This is a genomic window from Flavobacterium tructae, from assembly GCF_002217475.1.
Lineage (GTDB): Bacteria > Bacteroidota > Bacteroidia > Flavobacteriales > Flavobacteriaceae > Flavobacterium > Flavobacterium tructae.
Window position 1 is genome coordinate 1 of record NZ_MUHH01000063.1, and the last position, 19,943, is coordinate 19,943.

Below are 19,943 nucleotides of genomic sequence, written 5' to 3' on the forward strand. Positions count from 1 at the left end.
AATTCTTACTAATTCAATATACTCAGAATGACAAACCCGACAGGTTTTTAAAGCCTGTCGGGTTTCGTTTTTTAAAGCAATCTGAGTTATTTTTTGTAAGAACAGCATTTTAATCTGAGTTGTTCTTTATGAATCTGGAGCGAAATGTTAAAGTTAGGAATTTTCTTAGTTTTTATGTTTTTTGGAAAATTTATTTTCATTAAATTTAGAGTATTATTCTTACTTTTAATTTAAGCCATTATGAAAAAGTTACTTTTAATGCCCGTATTTTTTACATTAGTATTATTTTACTCCTGTAATCATGATGAAAACGTATACACTGAAAAGGTGTCAGAGAACAAGAATGAAGACAATCTAAAGACGGTAGCCGTCACAGAATCGGTTGCTTTTTTAAAAGATTTTCAACAACAACAGTCTACCCAAAAAAACGCTAACTTTAACCTGACAATAGATTTCAAATCTATACAACAGATTGATATAACGGATACTGATGCTAAACTAACGGTTGTGAAGGCAGAGACAGGACTGGATAATGTAGAATCGAGTATTTTGCATATCAGGATCAATGGAGAATTACAAACTGTACTTTTTAATTTAATTCCCGAAGAAGGATCAAACAATAAGAAAACGGGAAAAGTCATAGAACGCTATGGTGAATTTACCGGTGCTGTCGTCATCAGTGATTTGAGAGGAATTGTCAAAAACAATTTTCTTTATAAATCCGGAAATTTGCTTGGAGAAGTAAAATCTCCGGGGCCTGATCCGATTCCGTTGAACAACGTTAATGTATATCCCAAACCTAAACCAAGTGATATTAGCCTTCCCTATATCATGCCGGGCTATCAATTTAGAGGAGAAGGCAGTCCGACCAATTATGCCAGCATGGGAGTGGCTTTTGCTAGTTATTATGCCACGGCAATGGTTAACGAAATTGAAAAAAGAATAATCGATAAAAACCTGACGCCCTGCCAAAAAGCAGTACTGGAGAAACTAAAAACCAATAAAAATGTTGATATCGCTAGAATGCTCGCCAGATTAGGAGCCAACAGTCCTTATACGTTGAATATTGTTGGAGCTGATTTTAATGAGCCTGCTACTACCAAATATACGCAAAAATTTCCTATATCAAGATTTGATTATACGACGATCATTAGTGACGGCTCTACAGACAGAACGGCATTGTCTCTGGCCGGAAATATTCTTCATGAAGTAGTACATGCTTATTTTTTTAGCCTTCAGGATCAGGTCGCTGCTCAGGGAAGCTCTGCACCGTTAACTGAATTTCCGGCTCTTTTTGAAGTATATGTACAGCAAAAAGCTCCAAAGGGCGCCTGGATGACCCCTGATTTACAGCACAAACAAATGGCCGAAACCTATGTCAATGCCATTGCGGCTGCCCTTCAGGAATTTCAGACAGGTAATACGGGTGCTACTTCAATTCAACAGGAATACCTTGATTTGGCGTGGGCTGGTTTACACAATACGCCGGTGTTTGATAAAACCTTTCCGAAGGGATCAGGAGACAGGAACCGTATTTTAAATCGACTTGCGGCTGAACAATCGGGAGCCGATAATCAAAATAATGGTGGTGTGAGACAGTATCCTATTGGTTCAAAATGTGAAGATTACATAAAAGGTAAGTAGCTATGAAAAAGAAAATTTCTATTCTATTATTTATGACAGTAAGTTTTATGACAATGTATGCACAGTCTGAAAAAGATAAATACGATGCTATTAATACTTATCTATTGCAAATAGTTATAGACACATCTAAAACCATAGTAATGGTCAGAGAAAAAATAAGCACAAACGAAGCTTTGAGGCTATTTTCAGGAGGAAAACTTAGTAATGTTCCTTTTAGCAGAGTAAATGGTACTCAAGAGAGAGTTGGCGGAATTCTGGAGCCAGTTTATAATGAGAAATATTTTCAGAAAATGAGAAAGAAATACCAGGATGACAGGAATGAGGGACGATATGGATTCGCAAAAAAGGCAAAATGGAATTGGAACGATTTTAAACTCAAAAACATTCATTTTGAGGTCTTTGATAGTATAATGTTCAAAAAAGGAAAAGCACTGCCTCTTTACAAGTATGAGACATTATTAATTACTTTATCAGAGCCAATGTATTATAAAAATAATGATTACTTGGTTATTGGAATTGCTGTTCAAGAATCTAACCCAGTTTATAATCTAGATTATTATGTCATTGTAATGAAAAAAATAAAAAATAAATGGACTGTTATTGAAAAAGGACAGCCATATCAGTATTATTAACCTAAGGCATTAGATTATTGTCATGTGTAATTTGTTTACTTATGTGTCCGAGATTTTAGGGTTATATTATAAAAAGTAAGTAGTTATGAAAAAAAATCATTTGGTGCTATTAATTATGATATGCGTTACTTCGATGTATCCACAAACAAACAAAGACAAATACGAGGCTATCAATACTTATCTCTCACTAATAGTTAAAGATACAACGAAAACAATTGTGATAGTCAAAGAAAAAATCAGTTCAAATGGAGCTTTAGAATTGTTTTCAGGAGGGAAACTTGACAATGTTCCTTTTAGCAGAGTAAATGGCGTTGAGGAAAGAGCAGGAGGAATTTTAGAACCTCTTTACAATGAAAATGGTTTCCAGAAAATGCGAAAAAAATATCAGAACGACGCAGATGAAGGCAGGAGCTATTTTGCAAAGAACACAAAGTGGAATTCAACAGACTTTAAATTGAAAACTATCTTTTTTGAAACTTATGATACCATTATGTATAAAAGAGGGAGAGGTATACCTATTTACAACTATACTACAGAAATGATCGCTTTATCTGAACCTATGTATTACAAAGGGAAAGAATACTTAGTTATCGCTGTTGCCATTGGGGACACTAGTCCTATTGGTTATCTTAATGATTATGTTATTGTAATGAAAAAAATAAATAACAAATGGACTCTTATTCAAAGAGGATATTCATATCGGTATTATTAACATAAGACATTAGATTATTGTAATTTGTTTACTTGTATGCCCGAGATGTTAGAACTATATAACAGATAAGAAGTTATGAAAAAGAAAGTTTCTATTTTAATATGTATAGCCATGAGTTTTTCAACAATGTATTCACAGTCAAGTGAGGATAAATACGATGCTATTAATGGTTATCTCAGAGTATTAGTAAAAGATACAACTAAAACTATAATGATCGTTAAAGAAAAAATAGGACCAAACGAAACTTTGAGATTGTTTTCAGGAGGAAAACTTAATGATATTCCTTTTAACTGGGTAAATGGCATTCAGGAAAGATTAGGAGGAGTTTTAGAACCTCTTTATGATGAAAATGATTTCCAGAAGATGCGAAAGAAATATCAGGATGATAAGAATGAGGGTAGATACGGATTTTCTAAAAACACAAATTGGGAGGCCTCAGATTTTAAACTAAAAAACATTTATATAGAGTCTCATGATACCATAATGTTTAAAAAAGAAAGAGCATTACCCTTATATAAATACGAAACACTACTAATTGCATTGTCTGATCCAATTTACTACAAAAATAGAGACTATTTGGTCATGGCAATAGCAACTCAAAAATTAAATCCTCTTTATTCCTCTAAATATTATGTTATTGTAATGAAAAAAACAAACAAAAAATGGCAAGAGATTCAAAGAGGTGAACAATATTGGTTTGATTAAATTGTGTGTTGTGAAAAAGAAATACCTTAATTCTGTTTGTTAAACCCAACAGATTTTTAAGACCTGTCGGGTTTAATTTTATTAGATTCGCGAAGTAAAAATTACAAATTCATTCCGCCTGACACCTCAATGCGTTGTGCATTTACCCAGCGTGCCTCTTCGGTACATAAAAAGGCAACCACTCCGCCAATATCGTCCGGTAATCCAACTCTTCCTAAGGCCGTAACTGCAGCTATATTTTTGTTCAATTGTTCGTTGTCGCGAACCACACCACCTCCAAAATCGGTTTCGATTGCACCCGGAGCAACTACATTGGCTCTGATTTTTCGTTCACCCAATTCTTTTGCCTGGTATTTCGTTAATGTTTCAATAGCACCTTTCATCGAGGCATAGGCGGAAGCACCCGAAAAAGAAAATCTTGCCAGACCGGTTGAGATATTTACGATTCCGCCACCGTCATTCATAAGATTTAATGCTTTCTGAGTTAAGAAGAAGGGGCCTTTAAAATGTATATTAGTTAATTGATCAAATTCGGCTTCTGTTGTTTCCGTAAATGAATTGTGGAGTCCCGTTCCGGCATTGTTTACTAAAAAGTCAAACTTATCCGTTTTAAAAGTACTTTTTAGAGTTTCTGCAACAGAGTTGAAAAAGGGATCAAAAGTACTGGAATCGGCAACATTTAATTGAAGCGAGGCGGCTTTTTGCCCTAAGCTTTCAATTTCTTTTACCACTGAATCAGCCTCTTCTTTTTTACTGTTGTAGGTAATAATTACATCGATTCCTTTTTGAGCAATTGCAATCGCCATATTTTTTCCTAAACCTCTGCTGCCGCCTGTTACCAGAGCAATTTTTGTATGTACTGCCATTTTATTTTATGTTTTAAATTGATAAGACAAAGGTAGGGGCGAAGCAGGAGTGAGAAGTTGTAAATATCAAACCGATGTTTGCGAAATTCAAATCATGAATTTAAGATCGGAAAGCTAAAGGAGTAAACGAAGTTTGTTTTTTAAAGAAGTTAGAGAAATGTGCCAATTCTTCAAATCCTAAGGAGAAGGCAATTTCAGAAATATTCCAGTCCGTTTGTTTTAAAAGGATTTTGGCTTCGTTTGTCAAACGGCTGCTGATTAATTCGGTTGTAGTTTTTCCGGTATTTTCCTTTAAAACTTTATTCAGATGATTGACATGAACCGATAATCTTTCGGCAAAATCTTTAGCAGTTCTAAGTTGTAAGCGTTGATTTGGAGATTCAATAGGAAATTGTCTTTCCAGCAATTCAGCAAATAAAGAAGAAACTCTGGCAGCCGAATTGTGTTTGGAATACAATGCCGTTATTGGCTGTAGTTTTTGTCCGAAGTGAATGAGTTCGGCGACGTAATTCCGAATTAAATCATATTTGTAAATGTAATCGGAATTGATTTCTTTTTGAATTTTGTTGAAAATCAATTCTACTTCTGCTACTTCATCATCGGTTAATTGAAAAATAGGATACCCGTCAGAAGCAAAAATAGGAAGCTCGTCCAGATCAATCCCGCTTTTGTTTTTTGATAAAAATTCACTGGTAAACACGCAAAACTGCCCGGATTGATTGGTGTCCTGCGGTAAATAATTATACGGAATCTTTGGGGTGGCAAATAAAAGTCCCTGCTTTTCAATTTCAATTATCTTATCGGCGTATTCAGCCCTGTTTTTTCCTTTAATCAAGCTGATTTTGTAGTAAGCACGGCGATCATAAGGCATGATTGCTTTACCCTGAAGACGATCTAAAAGCTCTTTGATATTAAATATATTAAAATGACCAATCTCTTTTTTGATGTCATTGGGCAATAAAGAACCCGGTTCAACGGAGGAACCTTCAGTAATATCTTTGTAAAAAGAATCCAGTGATTTCATGACGACGGTTTGTAAAATTCAAATATACGGAAATTTTAAGTTTCAGATTTCAAGTTTGAAGTTTCAAGTTTCAGGTCACATCTTGCATCTTGCGTCTCACATCTCACAATAAACATTTAAAACAAAGTCCCCTGTATAAGTTCCGGCTGTGGATTACTGCCAAAAGGAAAAGTATCGATGACAAAAAACTGTTTTTTCACCGGATCTAATTCACGCAGGATAATTTCTTCACAGGAAAAATCCATGGCAATTGTGGTAAAGAGCTGCGATGCGACTTTAAGATTCTCAGGTGTTAGTTTTCTGCCGATAGAAATATGCGGATCACTGCTTTTTTTTAGGTTGGAAAGCAGTAACGCTTTCTGTGTCTTTTTCATGACTGGTTGTAAACTTTTTTTTGATTCTTCATTTGGGGCAATGAAAAAAGCACCGCTTTCGTACGAACCAAAACCATCCAAATGTACCTGAAACGGAGTAAAGGTATCGCAAATATTAAAAAGCTTTTGCTTGAATTTATCCAGTTGAGAATCGTCAGTTGTAAACTCACAAATCGTAATATGTGCCACCGAATTTTTACTGTTGAACCAGCCAATTTTAGTTGCAAGATGTTCTTTCATGGTTTTGATGTCCTCAATTATTTCTGGTGAGGGATGAATGACAACTGAATATTTCTTTTCCATTTTAACGTTCGGTTTTTGACAAATTTAAAGAATTTGTTGGCATCTAAATTTTTCCTTTCAGATGCAATCGATATTCAATTTCTGATTTTAATAAACCGCTTCCTCCTCCAAAATGTTCAATTACTTCAACATCAGGTTGCTGTTTTAAACAAAAAGAAGTAAATTCTTTTTCGATATGATCTTCAATGCCTGAACTCAAAAGTACAATATCAATTTTGTGGTTCAGAAAATAATCCTGAGCCAGTTTTTCGTCATTAAAACCAACTGCATTCCAGTTTTCATAAGCATTCACCAATCGGAGCAAAATCTCAAGAATCGCTTGGTTCTTTCCAAGCAGTAAGAATTCGTATGTTTTCATAGATAGTAGTTTTTAGAGTTCTTTCTAAGAAGCTAAGGTGCTGAGATACTAAGGTTCTAAGATTCCATAAGTTTAGGAACTTTACGCCTTAATAGCTTAGAAAAAAAATCTGTATTTTGCAAATGTACTAGTAAAGAGTTTGTTATAACTTAATCTAGAATAAGAAAACTTCGAAAATTTTTAAAACCTTATCATCTTCGAGTCTTAGTATCTCAGAGCCTTAGTTTCTTAGTCCCTAAAAAAAACAAAAGATTTTAGAACTGTAGTGTTTCAGATAGTCAGTGACTTAGCATTTTTAGGAGGAAAAAGTTTTTCATAATGCGGAAAGCCGTAATGATTTCTCTAAAGTTGCTTGTAATTTCGCGCCATAATAACGGGTAATTATGCTGTGTTTACCTTTTTAGACCGCATAATAGGTTGTTATAATTAACTGTTTTTGGAGAAACATTTTTTTAATTACAATGAAAATTGGACTTATTCATTTGATCGTGGGTATAAGCTTTGTATGAATTTGCAGGATTACAAAAGAGTCTGATTTTTATAGGGTTTTTAGATTTGGTTATTGGGTTATCCGGATCTAAAGACCCTTTTTTTATTCTTTCTATACTATTATAAGTAGTCATTAATTTTAAGCCATTCTTCGCAATCTCGGGTCCAAAATTTACTAGTACTATTTACGCCCAACCCAAAACCATGACCTCCTTTTTCGTAAAGATGTAATTCAGCTGAAACCCCGTTTCGTTTAAGCGCCAGATAGTAATTGATACTGTTCTCCGGTAAAACGGTTTTGTCGTCTGTGGCATGAATCAGGAAAGCGGGAGGCGTTTTTGAAGTAACTCTCTTTTCGTTAGAATAAAAATCACGTACTTCCTGTGAGGGATTATTCCCCAGTAAACTACTTTGCGAGCCTTTGTGGGTAATCTCATTTTGCATGGAGATTACCGGATAAATTAAAAGTGAAAAATCCGGACGTGCACTTGTTTTAGATTTCGAATCGTAAGTTATCTCGTCGTAATGTGTTGCCAGCGTAGAAGCTAAATGCCCTCCGGCCGAGAAGCCAATAATCCCTATTTTGTTAACATCTATGCTGTACTTTATTGCATTTTGCCTTACGTGACGTATGGCTTCCTGTGCGTCTTGTAATGGTCCGTTTTTTTTGTCTTTCATGATTTGATCACTGGGTAATCTGTATTTGACAACAAAAGCTGCAATTCCTAAGCTATTAAGCCAGTTGGCGACTTTGGTGCCTTCTTTATCAATAGCTAAATGTTGATATCCTCCTCCCGGAAAAATAAGAACAGCAGTTTGATTGGGTTTGCTTTGTTTAGGTAAAAAAACACTCAAAGTTGGAACGGTAACTAAACTTGTACTCTGCACTTTTCCGTCTATAAAAGATTCATTTTCCTTGTATTCCGTAGCTTTTATTTCGCCGGGGATAGTATTCCAGAGCGGTACAATTTCATTTTGTGCATGTATAGTAGTGTGCATGAAGGTGAATAAAAATAAGGTTAGAAGTAATTCTTTTACATTTTTCATGAATTATGGAAATATTTAAATGGGTTGGAAAAGTGTTTTAAAACAAAGTTTTTTTGGATCAGTTTTACGCTTTTGTAAAAATGTAACAAATGACTTTTACTTCACAAACCTGAAGATTACAGTGAATTGATCAAAAGTGAAAGTTTTTTGGACAATTTTGATAGATAAAACGGTTAAGTTTGTAAAAATAGCTTTTAACAAATATATTACTTAAAATGTAATTTAAAGTATTTTTTTTTGAGCGATCTGTTTAATTATGTGTTGAAATTAAATTTTTATATAATTTATTTGGAATATAAAGATTTAAAACTATATTTGTGCAATCGATTACATTTATTTAATTTTGTTGCATTTAATTCATAGGTATTGTAATTTTTATATCGTGTTTGAACAGCAGATTAAATGAGCCGGAAAACTATCAACTTTTATAATAAACCATTACCATGAACCAAACAGATGCAGTTATTATGACCCAATCCAAAAAATCTACAGGAAGTTATCGTTGGAGTATATGTGCCTTGCTTTTTTTTGCAACCACTATCAACTATTTAGACAGACAGGTACTTTCTTTAACGTGGAGCGATTTTATTGCGCCTGAGTTTCATTGGACTAATAATGATTACGGAAATATAACCGCTTTGTTTTCTATTTTTTACGCAGTTTCATTACTGTTTGCCGGTAGATTTGTGGATTGGATGGATACTAAACGAGGATTTCTGTGGGCCATTGGTATTTGGTCTTTTGGGGCTTGTCTTCACGCTTTTTGTGGTATTGCGACAGCCGGAATTATTAGTGGGAACTGGTTTGTAGGTTTCGAGGGCGCCAAGCAGGCAATTCATCTTGTAAAAGATACCGGACTGGTCATTAATGTAAGTGTTACGCTGTTCATCTTTGCCCGTTTTGTTTTAGCAGTGGGTGAAGCAGGAAATTTTCCGGCAGCAATTAAAACGACGGCCGAGTATTTTCCTAAAAAAGACAGAGCATTTTCTACCAGTATTTTCAATGCAGGTGCTACTGTTGGTGCTTTGGCAGCTCCTATATCTATTCCGTTTATCGCAGAATCTTTCGGATGGGAAATGGCCTTTATCATCATTGGTGCTTTAGGTTTTGTCTGGATGGGATTTTGGGTTTTCATGTATGATAAGCCTGAAAATCACCCAAAAGTAAGTGCCGCAGAATTAGAGTATATACAACAAGATGATATTACAGACAGCAAACTAAAAGGGTATGTACCAGAAACCAAAGATAAAGTTTCTTTTGTCGATTGTTTTAAATACAAACAAACCTGGGCATTTGCTTTTGGTAAGTTTATGACCGATGGGGTATGGTGGTTTTTTTTATTCTGGACCCCGGCTTACTTAAGTTCGGTTTACGGTATGGATTCTACTGAGGCGGCTCTTCCTTTATTCGTTTTATATATGATAACCCTGCTGTCAATTATTGGTGGCTGGCTGCCAACCTATTTTGTAGAGAAGAAAGGGATGAACCCTTATGAAGGTAGAATGAGAGCAATGTTAATTTTTGCATTCTTTCCCTTGTTGGCCTTGATTGCACAGCCTTTAGGCTACATCAGTTATTGGATTCCTGTTATTATTATTGGTATTGCGGGTGCAGCTCATCAATCATGGTCGGCTAATATTTTTACCACTGTAGGAGATATGTTTCCTAAAAAAGCAATTGCAACGATCACTGGTATTGGAGGTTTGGCCGGAGGCATTGGTTCTACTTTTATCAATAAAGGATCAGGAATGCTGTTTGATTATGCCAAAGAAAGCAATATGTCATTTATGGGTTTTCAAGGAATTGAAGCCGGATATTTTATCATTTTTTCTATTTGTGCCATTTGTTACCTGACAGGATGGTCTGTGATGAAAATGTTAGTACCTAAATACAGTCCGATTATCAATCTTTAAGGATTACAGATAACAAAAACAATTATAAAAAAAGAATAAATTTTACAATCAATTATGGTTTTTAAGGATAAAAATCTAATTTTGTGCAATCGATTACATTAATTTAAAATTATGACAAAATATAGTTCAAGATACGCGTCAAGTCCGGAAGCTGTAAAAAAATATGACACTCAGGAATTGAGAAACGAATTCTTAATTGACGATTTAATGCAGGAAGATGAGATTGTGTTAACCTATTCTCATTATGACAGATACATCGCAGGATCAGCAGTTCCGTTAAAGGATCTGATTTTGGAAAGCATTGATCCGTTGAAAGCAGGTTACTTTTTGGAAAGAAGAGAAATGGGAATTATCAACGTAGGTGGCAAAGGGACTGTGGTCGTTGAAGGAGTTTCTTTCGAATTAGCGTTTAAAGATGCTTTGTACATCGGAAGCGGAAACAAAGAAGTGATCTTTAAAAGTGATGATCCTCAGAATCCTGCAAAATATTATATCAATTCTGCTCCGGCACACCAAACATATCCAACCGTAAAAGTGAGTCTGGCAGAAGCAAACAAGCTGGAATTAGGAACTATGGAGACAGCTAATCACCGTACCGTAAATCAAATGATTATTGGAGGTGTTGTAACCACTTGTCAATTACAGATGGGAATGACGGAATTAAGACCCGGAAGTGTATGGAATACCATGCCGGCACACGTACACGATCGCAGAATGGAAGTCTATTTTTATTTGGATATTCCCGAAAATCAGGCCGTTTGTCATTTTATGGGACAGCCTCAGGAAACGAGACACATTTGGATGAACAACCATCAGGCGGTTATTTCACCACCATGGTCGATTCATTCGGGATCGGGAACCAGTAATTATACTTTTATCTGGGGAATGGCGGGTGAGAATTTGGATTACGGAGATATGGATGTGTGTAAAATCACTGATTTAAGATAAATAATATGGCAAACTCATTATTTGATATAAACGGAAAAGTTGCTCTGATTACAGGAAGTACACACGGACTGGGAATGGCAATGGCAAAAGGATTAGGAGAGGCGGGTGCGACAATTGTGGTAAACGGAAATTCTTCTCAGCAAAAAATTGATGATGCGGTAGCAGAACTTCAAAAAGAGGGAATTCAGGCAGTGGGTTACAAGTTTAATGTAACGGACGAGATGGAAGTGATTGCTGCAGTTAGACAAATTGAAAATGAAGTGGGCCCAATTGATATCCTGATTAACAACGCAGGGATTATTAAAAGAATTCCGCTGATTGAAATGGAGGTAGCCGATTTTAAAGAGGTTATTGATATTGATTTAGTGAGTCCGTTTATTGTATCAAAGCATGTAGTAAGAGGGATGATTGAAAGAAGGCGAGGAAAAATAATCAACATTTGTTCGATGATGAGCGAGTTGGGCCGCAGTACAGTAGGAGCTTATGCTGCTGCGAAAGGCGGTTTGAAAATGCTGACCAAAAATATGGCTACCGAATGGGCCAAACATAATGTTCAGATCAACGGAATTGGTCCAGGGTATTTTGCTACCGAACAAACCAAACCTATTAGAGTGGACGGTCATCCTTTTAATGATTTTATTATCAGTAGAACACCGGCTGCAAAATGGGGTGAAGCAAGTGATCTGGCTGGAGCGGCTATATTTTTATCTTCAAGAGCCAGCGATTTTGTGAACGGTCACATTTTGTATGTCGATGGTGGAATCTTAGCAACAATCGGGAAACCATCAAACGAATAATTATTTCAATTACATCAAAAAAATCATGAGTTCAAATACCTTCATAAACGATAATTTTTTACTTGAAAATAAATTTGCAGAAGAGCTGTATCATAATTATTCCAAAAATCAGCCCATCATCGATTATCACAATCATTTGAATCCTCAGTTTATTGCTGAAGATAAAATTTTTGAAAACATTACACAGGTGTGGATCAACGGAGACCACTACAAATGGCGTGCGATGCGTACCTTAGGAATCAACGAGCAGTTTGTGACTGGAAATGCTCCTGACAAAGATAAATTCTTAAACTGGGCCAAAACAGTTCCATACACCATGCGCAATCCTTTGTACCATTGGACGCACTTAGAGTTGGCGCGTTATTTTGATATATATGATTTGCTGAATGAAAAATCGGCAGAGAAAATATACCAGGAAGCAACCGAGAAAATTAATTCTCCGGCCTACAGCACGCAAAATCTGCTTAAAAAAGTAAATGCTGAATTGGTTTGCACGACCGAAGATCCGATTGACAGTCTTGAGTTTCATCAAAAATTGGCAAAGAATCCAATTGGAACTAAAATGAGTACGGCCTTCAGACCTGATAAAGCGATCTTAATTTCCAATGATGGCTATAATGCCTATCTGGACAAGTTAGGGGAGGTGTCCGGAGTTGCGATTCATACGTATGCTGATTTGTGCAGTGTATTGCGAAACCGAATTGAGTTCTTTAATCAAAACGGCTGTAAACTTAGTGATCATGGTTTAGACCAGATTTACTTTGAAGAATTTACAGAGAATGAAATTAATAGCATCTTCAAAAAGAAAAGAGAAAATAGGATTTTAACTCCTGAAGAAGTTTTAAAATTTCAAAGTGCCGTATTGTTATTCTTGTCCGAAACGTATCATGAGTTTGGATGGGTACAGCAATTTCACCTTGGAGCTTTGCGAAACAATAATGCCCGCATGCATCGAATTTTAGGACCTGACACGGGTTGGGATTCTATTGGTGATTATCCGCAGGCACAAAAACTATCCGGCTTTTTAAATGCCCTGGACAGTAAAGATAAATTGACGAAAACGATTATTTATAACCTAAATCCGGCCGATAACGAAGTGATGGCAACCATGATTGGAAATTTTAATGACGGAAGTGTCAGAGGGAAAGTTCAGTTTGGATCGGGCTGGTGGTTTTTAGATCAGAAAGACGGAATGACAAAACAATTAAATGCTCTTTCAAATATGGGGTTAATCAGTTGTTTTGTGGGAATGCTGACAGACTCGAGAAGCTTTTTGTCTTTCCCAAGACATGAGTATTTCAGACGTATTTTATGTAATCTTTTAGGAGATGAAATCAAACGCGGAGAGCTTCCAAATGATATGGAGTGGATAGGGAAACTGGTTTCTGATATTTCCTATCATAATGCAAAAGAGTATTTTAAATTTTAAGTAAGAAGAGAGAATATAGAGCAAAGAATATAGAGGAAAGAGTTTAAGTCTCTTTTTAATCAGATAAGCTGTGGCAAATAAAAGCATCAGGCTTAATTTTCTTAATATCTTAATGGTAAAAAAAACTTTTACTGGTAAAACAATAAAATTATATGAGTAAAGTAGTTGCCTTCGGGGAAATTATGTTGCGTCTTTCGACAGAGAGACACTTGCGATTTTCGCAGGCAAAAGCATTTGGGGCGTCTTATGGAGGCGGTGAATTTAATGTTTGCGTGTCTTTGGCTAATTATGGTTTGAATGCCGAATTTGTAACAAGATTACCCGAGAATGAAATTGGTGCTTCGGCAGTAAAAGAAATGCGAAAAATGAATGTAGCGTCCGGAAATGTAGTTTACGGAGGAGAGCGTTTAGGCATCTATTTTCTGGAAACCGGTGCCGGTACACGAGGCAGTAATGTGGTTTATGATCGTGCACACAGTTCGATGGCAACTATCGAAAAAGGAATAATTGACTGGGAGAAAGTGCTTGAGGGAGCCAATTGGTTTCACTGGAGCGGGATCACACCGGCAATCTCCCAAAGTGCTGCCGAAGCCTGTTTAGAAGCAGTTAAAGCAGCTCATAAACTGGGAATTACAATTTCCTGCGATTTGAATTACCGATCAAAATTATGGCAATACGGAAAAACACCAAGTGATGTAATGCCGGAGCTCTTGCAATACAGCAATGTTATTTTAGGAGATATTGATACTGCCTATTTTATGTTAGGAATTCCGAAAGTCAATCCGAATTATCAGGATGAAAAATCGCTTCCGGTTTTGTACAGTAAATTGTTTGATTTGATTCCGGGTTTAAAAATAGCAGCAACAACCCTTAGATATTCCGTAAGTGCGTCACATCAAAGAATAGGAGGGGTTTTATTTGACGGTAAAGCTATTTATCAGGCAGCCGTAAAAGAAGTGACTCCTGTTGTAGATCGTGTTGGAAGTGGGGATGCTTTCATGGGAGGTTTAATTTACGGATTACAGGAATATCAAAACAACAATCAAAGAGCTTTAGATTTTGCTGTGGCAGCTTGTTGTTTAAAACATACCATTGCCGGAGATTATAATCTGGTAACCTTAAAAGAAGTTGAAAATATGATAGATGGTGATGCTACAGGATTAGTATCTAGATAATTGATTTAAATATGGCAAAATATTCAAGAATTGAAGTGGCTTTAACGATGAAAGAAAACGGAATGGTTCCGCTATTCTTTCATTCAGATATCGAAATAAGCAAGAAAGTATTAAAGGCCTGTTATGATGGAGGTGCAAGATTAATGGAATTTACAAGCAGAGGAGATTTTGCTCATGAAGTTTTTGGAGCATTAAATAAATATGCTTTGGCAGAATTACCGGGAATGATGCTTGGTGTTGGTTCTATTACTGATGCGGCTTCAGCATCTTTGTACATGAGTTTGGGAGCGAATTTTATTGTGACTCCGGTTTTTAGAGAAGATATTGCAATTGCCTGTAATCGACGAAAAGTACTTTGGTCTCCGGGCTGTGGAACACTTACCGAAATCGCAAGAGCCGAAGAATTAGGATGTGAAATTGTAAAATTGTTTCCGGGTGATATTTACGGACCTGAATTTATCAAAGCTATAAAAGGTCCATGTCCGTGGACGAATATCATGCCAACAGGTGGTGTTCTGCCAACAGTTGATAGTCTGACTTCGTGGTTTAGTGCGGGAGCAACCTGCGTGGGAATTGGATCACAGTTAATTTCAAAAGAGATATTAGAACAACAGGATTATGACGGATTAAAAACAAAAGTTAGTCAGGTTCTGGATATAATAAAAAGTATTAAAAATAAATAAGGGTAATCATATAGGTCCTTATTTAACATGCGTTTTTTTTAGATTTTAGAAATTGTAATTGAGCATTACGCTTGATAAATGAATCTTGTGAGTCCTCACAGCAAGGTTTGTTTTCCTCACACAAGTGTAATGTTTCTTTTACAGTGAGAGGAAATAATCAGAGATAAATAAGGTATTAAACGTGATTATTGATAACACTTTAAGAGAAAAAGTAATGGAAAAATTAAACAGAGTGAGCTCAGGGCTTTCAGAAAAACTTCCTATAAAAATAGTTCAATTTGGAGAAGGTAACTTTTTAAGAGCCTTTGTAGAATATGCTTTTCAAAAATTAAATCAGGAAGCTGATTTTAACGCAGGAATTGCCGTAGTACAGCCTATCGACAGAGGTTTGGTGAACATGATTAATGCTCAGGACGGATTGTATACCCTATTCATGAAAGGAGTTAAAAAAGGAGAAGAGATTCAGGAAAAAGAATTGATTTCCAATATCGTAAAAGCGATTGATCCTTATGCGTCTTTTCAGGAGTATCTGGCTTTGGCCAGAGAAGAAGAATTGGCTTTTATCATTTCAAATACAACCGAAGCAGGTATAGAATATATCGAATCCGATCAGTTGAGTATGCAGCCTCCGGTTTCCTTTCCGGCTAAATTAACGGTGCTTTTATATGAAAGATTCAAGCATTTTAAAGGAGCGGCAGATAAAGCATTAACAATTATTCCTTGCGAATTAATCAATTACAATTCAGATACTTTAAAAGAAATTATTTTAAAATATTGTGCGGACTGGAAATTAGAAAATGAATTTGTTTTCTGGTTAACAGCTAGTTGTTCTTTTCATAATACATTAGTAGACAGAATTGTACCCGGTTATCCGAAAGACCAGATTGAAGAGTACAACAGTCAGTTGGATTATAAAGACGATTTGATTGTAAGTGCCGAAAGTTTCTTTTTGTGGGTAATTGAAGGAGATGATAAACTGAAAGCAAAACTTCCGTTTGGAAAAACAGCACTGGATGTAAAAATCGTAGCCGACATGCAGCCGTATCGTACACGTAAAGTGAGAATTCTGAATGGAGCACATACCGCTATGGTTCCTTTCTCAATGCTTTATGGTAACGAGACTGTAAAAGAAACGGTTGACAATGCTTTTACCGGTGATTTTGTAAACAAAGCTGTTTTTGAAGAGATCAATGAAACGTTGAACATGGATAAGGCAGAATTGGTCAGTTTCTCTGAAGAAATTCTGGACCGTTTTAGAAACCCGTTTATCAAGCATTTACTGTCTTCAATTGCATTAAACTCGATTTCAAAATTTAAAGTGCGCGTATTACCTAGTTTAACGGGATATGTGGATATTCATCAAAAACTTCCGGTTCATTTAACGTTTGCTTTTGCTGCTTTGATCCGTTTTTACAAAGGAAGTTGGAAGGGCGGGGTTTTACCAATTAATGATAGTGAGGATATTGTTTCTTTTTTCGAAAGTCTTTGGAAATCGGATGATTATGAAAAAATAGCACGATTGACTTTGCAGAATACAAGCTTCTGGGACGAGGATTTAACACTGGTGCCGGGATTAACAAAAGCAATTACAGTCGCATTGGAAGAAATTGATGCAAACGGAATTGAAAATGGTTTTACCAATTTTCAAAAACAAATAAATAATGTAACTCAGAAAGTTTAGTTATGGCAACGCAAAAAAAATTAATAAAAGTTCATCCTACAGATAATGTAGCAGTAGCTTTGGTAAATCTTTCAGCGGGTGAGGTGATTGATTTTGAAGGTTCGGCCGTTACTGTTGAGAGTGATGTGAAGATGAAGCATAAAATCGCGATGGTTCCTTTTAATACAGGAGACAGGATTATTATGTATGGAGTTCTGGTAGGAAAAGCGAGTGCTAAAATTGAAAAAGGAGGTTTGCTTTCTACGGCTAATGTAAAACACGAAAGCGATAAAGTAACCGGAAAAACAGAAACAATTGGCTGGACGGCTCCGAATATTGAGAAGTGGAAAGACAGAACTTTCATGGGTTATCACAGAGAAGACGGACAAGTTGGAACCGAGAATGTATGGCTGTTTTTTCCATTGGTATTTTGTGAAAACAGAAACATCGAAATTCTAAAAGATATTTTTGAAAAAGAATTAATGAAGCCCAAAGAGAACGATTATCAATTGTTACTTCGTTCCTTGGTGAAATCAGAAACCGGTGGAGCCGGAAATGAAGCCGCTTCAAACGAGGCTAATTTATTCAACAACATCGAAGTAAAATTCATCACACATCAGGGTGGTTGTGGAGGTATTCGTCAGGATTCGCATAGTCTGGCCAAATTATTGGCAGGATATGTAAACAATCCAAACGTGGCCGGAGCAACTGTATTGAGTCTGGGTTGTCAGAACCTGCAAATTCAAATCTTTAAAGATGCTTTAGATGCGATAAATCCAAACAGTAAAAAACCGGTTTTGATTTACGATCAGCAGCAAATCGGGACAATCGAAGCGATGCTGAGTAGTGTGGTAAAAGATACCTTTGAAGCCATTAAAAAAGCAAACGAAGTACAAAGAACTCCGGCACCTTTATCCAAACTAAAAATAGGTTTAGAGTGTGGTGGATCTGATGGATTCTCCGGAATTTCGGCTAACCCGACTCTCGGGGTAACTTCAGATTTACTGGCTGCTTTAGGAGGAACTACAATACTTTCAGAATTTCCGGAATTGTGTGGAGTAGAGCAGGAATTAGTCAACCGTTGCGTCGAAGAGGAAAGTGGAGAACGCTTTTTAGAATTAATGAAATGGTATGAAAAAACCGTAGTAGATGCCGGTTCAGGTTTTGATATGAATCCTTCTCCGGGTAATATAAAAGACGGATTGATTACCGATGCCATGAAATCGGCAGGAGCTGCTAAAAAAGGAGGGACATCACCAATTACCGGTGTTTTTGATTATGGTGAATACATTTCGAAACCGGGATTAACGCTGCTTTGTACGCCTGGAAATGATGTAGAGTGTACAACGGCAATGGTAGGTTCGGGAGCCAATATGGTGTTGTTCACCACTGGTTTAGGTACTCCGACAGGAAACCCGATCGCTCCTGTAGTGAAAATTTCGTCTAACACCGACCTGGCTAAAAAGATGTCCGATATCATTGATATTGACACTGGCGGTATTATCACAGGAGAAAAATCCATCGACGAAATGGCTGATGAAATGTTGGAGTTTATCATCGATGTTGCCAGCGGTACCATTAAAACCAAGGCAGCAATCTTAAACCAAAACGATTTTATTCCCTGGAAGAGAGGGGTTTCACTCTAGAAAAATAAAGCATTATATAAAAAACTCACTGTTAAGTGAGTTTTTTTGTTTGAACCATTAAGATATTAAGTTTCATTAAGCAGATAGTCGTTATGGCTAACCGGTTAATTGCAGAGCTTAATTTACTTAATCTTTATTGAAAAATGAAAAAACTTAAAAGCTAGTTCTTGACGACGATTTACGAATGTGTAATTCCGGAGCAAGAACTACCTTTTTTTCGATTTTAATAGTTTCGGTTTTGTCTACTTGTTCCAGAAAAACACGTGCAGACATTTTACCCATTTCAAGCGGAGACTGATCTACAGAAGTAATCGATAATTCCATAAATTTGGTGAAAGGTTCATTACTGAAACCCGCTACGCAAAAATCTTTAGGAATACTGACATTTCTTTCTTTTAGTTCCTGAATAGCGCCTAAAGCAGCAAAATCACTCGATGAAAATATAGCATCAGGAGGTGTTTCCAACTGAAGTAAAAGCTCTACAGCCTGTTTTCCGTGGTCAACGGTACTTTTTACAGGAATGACATATTTTTCGTCAAATGTTATTCCATTGTCTAGTAAAGCCTGTTTGTATCCTAGAAACCTGTTTTTAAAGATTTCAAGCGACTGATCTCCGGATAGGTGGGCAATATTTCTACAGCCTTCATCGATTAAATGTTTAGTCGTTTGGTAGCCGCCTCTAAAGTCATTTATGGTTACAGAACTCACTCCGTCAATATGTTTGCTTCTGTCGAAAAAGATAAGCGGAACATTTTTTTGCAGAACATATTGAAAAGCACCGTCATTTTCTCCCGTTACATCGGTAACCGACATGATGATACCGTCAACCTGGGCATCTATTAAAGTATATAAGTTTTCGTTTTCTCTTTTCGGATTTTCGTGCGTCTGGCAAATAATTACCTGATAACCATGTGGATGAAGTTCTTCTTCTATTCCCCGGATAACCGAAGCGAAAAAGTTGCTGTCGATACGCGGAACTATAACGCCAATATTATTACTTCGGCCGCTTTTTAAGGCGAGCGCCAGCTTATTTTGCTTATAGTTCATTGAAGCCGCAGTTTTAATAACCAACTCGCGCGTGCTCTCTTTTATTTTCGGATTATTGTTTAATGCCCGCGAAACGGTAGCAGCGGTGATATTTAATTTTTCGGCAATATCGTAAATGGTTATCTTTTCGCTCATTAAAAATGGTTTTTCATATTTATCTCTGACAAAAATACATTTTTTTTTATAACGTTTTACATATTGTTATCGATTACCATAATTTATAATTAAAACGATTTCGATTCTACAATGATAATAAATTATCTAATTTTTTACATTAAGTGTAATTATATTCCGTAATAAAAATTAAATATATAATTAATTTTCAAATAAATTTGGTGCATTAAAACTATTTTTCTACTTTCGTGTAATCGATTACATAATTGCACTGTTTTGTAAATCAATCTTAAAATAGAATAACATGATTACAGGGAAAGTTAGAATGTTTAAATCAGTTTTAATGGCAGCTACAACAGCTTTTACGATGCTGTCTT

The 19,943-nt window shown here is 36.1% G+C and carries 18 protein-coding genes; 12 read left to right on the forward strand and 6 right to left on the reverse strand.

Translation table 11 applies throughout. From position 1 onward, the window contains the following. Positions 1–240: 240 nt before the first annotated feature. The 4 genes from B0A80_RS19670 to B0A80_RS19685 all read left to right on the forward strand — a co-directional run bounded on the left by B0A80_RS19670 (position 241) and on the right by B0A80_RS19685 (position 3,693). Positions 241–1,644 (forward strand): hypothetical protein, encoded by a 1,404-nt coding sequence (locus B0A80_RS19670; RefSeq protein WP_089078400.1) that lies wholly within the window; start codon positions 241–243, stop codon positions 1,642–1,644. 2 nt (positions 1,645–1,646) lie between these two features. Beyond that, positions 1,647–2,276, forward strand: coding sequence for a hypothetical protein (locus tag B0A80_RS19675; RefSeq protein WP_089078401.1), 630 nt, complete (start codon positions 1,647–1,649; stop codon positions 2,274–2,276). 85 nt (positions 2,277–2,361) lie between these two features. Next, positions 2,362–2,988, forward strand: coding sequence for a hypothetical protein (locus B0A80_RS19680; RefSeq protein WP_089078402.1), 627 nt, complete (start codon positions 2,362–2,364; stop codon positions 2,986–2,988). Between the two features lie 111 nt (positions 2,989–3,099). Next, positions 3,100–3,693: a hypothetical protein gene (locus B0A80_RS19685; protein ID WP_124020598.1), complete on the forward strand. Its 594-nt coding sequence runs from the start codon at positions 3,100–3,102 to the stop codon at positions 3,691–3,693. 101 nt (positions 3,694–3,794) lie between these two features. Here the strand turns inward: B0A80_RS19685 and B0A80_RS19690 are convergent, their stop codons facing one another. From B0A80_RS19690 to B0A80_RS19710, 5 genes are all read right to left on the reverse strand, one after another. After that, positions 3,795–4,559: an SDR family NAD(P)-dependent oxidoreductase gene (locus B0A80_RS19690; RefSeq protein WP_089078404.1), complete on the reverse strand. Its 765-nt coding sequence runs from the start codon at positions 4,557–4,559 to the stop codon at positions 3,795–3,797. Between the two features lie 100 nt (positions 4,560–4,659). Then, positions 4,660–5,583, reverse strand: a complete 924-nt coding sequence (locus B0A80_RS19695) for a helix-turn-helix domain-containing protein (RefSeq protein WP_089078405.1) — start codon at positions 5,581–5,583, stop codon at positions 4,660–4,662. A 116-nt stretch (positions 5,584–5,699) separates the two neighbouring features. Further along, complete coding sequence (locus tag B0A80_RS19700) at positions 5,700–6,260, reverse strand: 2'-5' RNA ligase family protein (RefSeq protein ID WP_089078406.1); 561 nt, start codon at positions 6,258–6,260, stop codon at positions 5,700–5,702. Positions 6,261–6,303: 43 nt separating this feature from the next. After that, positions 6,304–6,618, reverse strand: coding sequence for a hypothetical protein (locus tag B0A80_RS19705; protein ID WP_017495605.1), 315 nt, complete (start codon positions 6,616–6,618; stop codon positions 6,304–6,306). 609 nt (positions 6,619–7,227) lie between these two features. Then, on the reverse strand, positions 7,228–8,154 hold the full coding sequence (locus B0A80_RS19710) for an alpha/beta hydrolase (protein ID WP_089078407.1): 927 nt from the start codon (positions 8,152–8,154) through the stop codon (positions 7,228–7,230). A 443-nt stretch (positions 8,155–8,597) separates the two neighbouring features. On the opposite strand from B0A80_RS19710, the gene B0A80_RS19715 reads away from it, so the two are divergent. The 8 genes from B0A80_RS19715 (at position 8,598) to B0A80_RS19750 (ending at position 18,405) form a co-directional block, all read left to right on the forward strand. Further along, positions 8,598–10,067: an MFS transporter gene (locus B0A80_RS19715; RefSeq protein ID WP_089078408.1), complete on the forward strand. Its 1,470-nt coding sequence runs from the start codon at positions 8,598–8,600 to the stop codon at positions 10,065–10,067. 111 nt (positions 10,068–10,178) lie between these two features. Beyond that, positions 10,179–11,015 (forward strand): 5-dehydro-4-deoxy-D-glucuronate isomerase, encoded by an 837-nt coding sequence (gene kduI / locus B0A80_RS19720; RefSeq protein WP_089078409.1) that lies wholly within the window; start codon positions 10,179–10,181, stop codon positions 11,013–11,015. Between the two features lie 5 nt (positions 11,016–11,020). Next, the gene (locus tag B0A80_RS19725; RefSeq protein ID WP_089078410.1) at positions 11,021–11,812 is read left to right on the forward strand and encodes a gluconate 5-dehydrogenase; all 792 of its coding nucleotides are present in this window, start codon (positions 11,021–11,023) and stop codon (positions 11,810–11,812) included. A gap of 25 nt (positions 11,813–11,837) precedes the next feature. Further along, positions 11,838–13,241: a glucuronate isomerase gene (gene uxaC, locus B0A80_RS19730; RefSeq protein ID WP_070908402.1), complete on the forward strand. Its 1,404-nt coding sequence runs from the start codon at positions 11,838–11,840 to the stop codon at positions 13,239–13,241. Positions 13,242–13,393: 152 nt separating this feature from the next. Next, positions 13,394–14,416, forward strand: a complete 1,023-nt coding sequence (locus B0A80_RS19735) for a sugar kinase (RefSeq protein ID WP_089078411.1) — start codon at positions 13,394–13,396, stop codon at positions 14,414–14,416. A gap of 11 nt (positions 14,417–14,427) precedes the next feature. Then, positions 14,428–15,099: a bifunctional 4-hydroxy-2-oxoglutarate aldolase/2-dehydro-3-deoxy-phosphogluconate aldolase gene (locus B0A80_RS19740; RefSeq protein WP_089078412.1), complete on the forward strand. Its 672-nt coding sequence runs from the start codon at positions 14,428–14,430 to the stop codon at positions 15,097–15,099. 214 nt (positions 15,100–15,313) lie between these two features. Then, positions 15,314–16,780 carry a tagaturonate reductase gene (locus tag B0A80_RS19745; RefSeq protein ID WP_089078413.1) on the forward strand — a complete coding sequence of 489 codons (1,467 nt, stop codon included), beginning with the start codon at positions 15,314–15,316 and terminating at the stop codon, positions 16,778–16,780. A 2-nt stretch (positions 16,781–16,782) separates the two neighbouring features. Further along, positions 16,783–18,405 (forward strand): UxaA family hydrolase, encoded by a 1,623-nt coding sequence (locus tag B0A80_RS19750; protein WP_089078414.1) that lies wholly within the window; start codon positions 16,783–16,785, stop codon positions 18,403–18,405. A 153-nt stretch (positions 18,406–18,558) separates the two neighbouring features. Here the strand turns inward: B0A80_RS19750 and B0A80_RS19755 are convergent, their stop codons facing one another. After that, positions 18,559–19,587, reverse strand: a complete 1,029-nt coding sequence (locus tag B0A80_RS19755) for a LacI family DNA-binding transcriptional regulator (protein ID WP_089078415.1) — start codon at positions 19,585–19,587, stop codon at positions 18,559–18,561. Positions 19,588–19,943 lie beyond the last annotated feature (356 nt).

Bases quoted from the DNA above. Each gene is read 5' to 3' on its own strand.
- B0A80_RS19750 (WP_089078414.1), top strand. From the start codon at position 16,783: ATGGCAACGCAAAAAAAATTAATAAAAGTTCATCCTACAGATAATGTA.
- B0A80_RS19705 (WP_017495605.1), bottom strand. From the start codon at position 6,618: ATGAAAACATACGAATTCTTACTGCTTGGAAAGAACCAAGCGATTCTT.
- uxaC (WP_070908402.1), top strand. From the start codon at position 11,838: ATGAGTTCAAATACCTTCATAAACGATAATTTTTTACTTGAAAATAAA.
- B0A80_RS19700 (WP_089078406.1), bottom strand. From the start codon at position 6,260: ATGGAAAAGAAATATTCAGTTGTCATTCATCCCTCACCAGAAATAATT.
- B0A80_RS19685 (WP_124020598.1), top strand. From the start codon at position 3,100: ATGAGTTTTTCAACAATGTATTCACAGTCAAGTGAGGATAAATACGAT.
- B0A80_RS19735 (WP_089078411.1), top strand. From the start codon at position 13,394: ATGAGTAAAGTAGTTGCCTTCGGGGAAATTATGTTGCGTCTTTCGACA.
- kduI (WP_089078409.1), top strand. From the start codon at position 10,179: ATGACAAAATATAGTTCAAGATACGCGTCAAGTCCGGAAGCTGTAAAA.
- B0A80_RS19755 (WP_089078415.1), bottom strand. From the start codon at position 19,587: ATGAGCGAAAAGATAACCATTTACGATATTGCCGAAAAATTAAATATC.
- B0A80_RS19715 (WP_089078408.1), top strand. From the start codon at position 8,598: ATGAACCAAACAGATGCAGTTATTATGACCCAATCCAAAAAATCTACA.
- B0A80_RS19695 (WP_089078405.1), bottom strand. From the start codon at position 5,583: ATGAAATCACTGGATTCTTTTTACAAAGATATTACTGAAGGTTCCTCC.
- B0A80_RS19725 (WP_089078410.1), top strand. From the start codon at position 11,021: ATGGCAAACTCATTATTTGATATAAACGGAAAAGTTGCTCTGATTACA.
- B0A80_RS19710 (WP_089078407.1), bottom strand. From the start codon at position 8,154: ATGAAAAATGTAAAAGAATTACTTCTAACCTTATTTTTATTCACCTTC.
- B0A80_RS19680 (WP_089078402.1), top strand. From the start codon at position 2,362: ATGAAAAAAAATCATTTGGTGCTATTAATTATGATATGCGTTACTTCG.
- B0A80_RS19745 (WP_089078413.1), top strand. From the start codon at position 15,314: ATGGAAAAATTAAACAGAGTGAGCTCAGGGCTTTCAGAAAAACTTCCT.
- B0A80_RS19740 (WP_089078412.1), top strand. From the start codon at position 14,428: ATGGCAAAATATTCAAGAATTGAAGTGGCTTTAACGATGAAAGAAAAC.
- B0A80_RS19670 (WP_089078400.1), top strand. From the start codon at position 241: ATGAAAAAGTTACTTTTAATGCCCGTATTTTTTACATTAGTATTATTT.
- B0A80_RS19690 (WP_089078404.1), bottom strand. From the start codon at position 4,559: ATGGCAGTACATACAAAAATTGCTCTGGTAACAGGCGGCAGCAGAGGT.
- B0A80_RS19675 (WP_089078401.1), top strand. From the start codon at position 1,647: ATGAAAAAGAAAATTTCTATTCTATTATTTATGACAGTAAGTTTTATG.